Source organism: Mesorhizobium sp. M6A.T.Cr.TU.017.01.1.1, assembly GCF_004023115.1.
GTDB classification, from domain to species: domain Bacteria; phylum Pseudomonadota; class Alphaproteobacteria; order Rhizobiales; family Rhizobiaceae; genus Mesorhizobium; species Mesorhizobium mediterraneum.
In genome coordinates, this window is record NZ_RZTA01000282.1 from 1 (window position 1) to 486 (window position 486).

At 60.7% G+C, this 486-nt stretch carries 1 protein-coding gene; it reads right to left on the reverse strand.

Features of this window, described 5'->3' with window-relative positions; all coding sequences use genetic code 11:
• Positions 1 to 30: 30 nt before the first annotated feature.
• A partial coding sequence (locus EOB36_RS34005; protein WP_206521338.1) for a flagellar biosynthetic protein FliR occupies positions 31 to 486 on the reverse strand: 456 nt, incomplete at its 5' end.

Below are 486 nucleotides of genomic sequence, written 5' to 3' on the forward strand. Positions count from 1 at the left end.
TCTTCAGGCGGTCCTTGCGCGTGCTCATGGTCATCTCGCCAGCGTCAGGTCGACGAAGCCGTCGACGAACAGCGACAGCATGGTGCCGACGGCGAAATAGAAGATGATCATGCCGCCGGCGATGATGAAGGGCTGGGAGATGAAATAGATCGGGATCTGCGGGGTCAGCTTGTTGACGAAGCCGATCGTCAGATTGACGAGAATGGCATAGGCGACGAACGGGCTGCCGAGGCGGATGACCAGGAAGAAGGTGTCCGACACCGTGTCGGTGACATCGACGAGGGCTGCCTGCGGGTTGAAGAAGATGTTGACCGGCGCGACCGTGTAGGAGGAAACCAGCGCGCGTATTATCTCGTGGTCGAAATCGAACACGAACAGCATCAACAGCGCCGAGAACGAGATGATGGCGGCAAGGGCTGCCTGGGGTTCGGGCTCCTCGATCGCCGGTCCGCCGGTGCCGCCATAACCGACCAGCATGGCGATGGC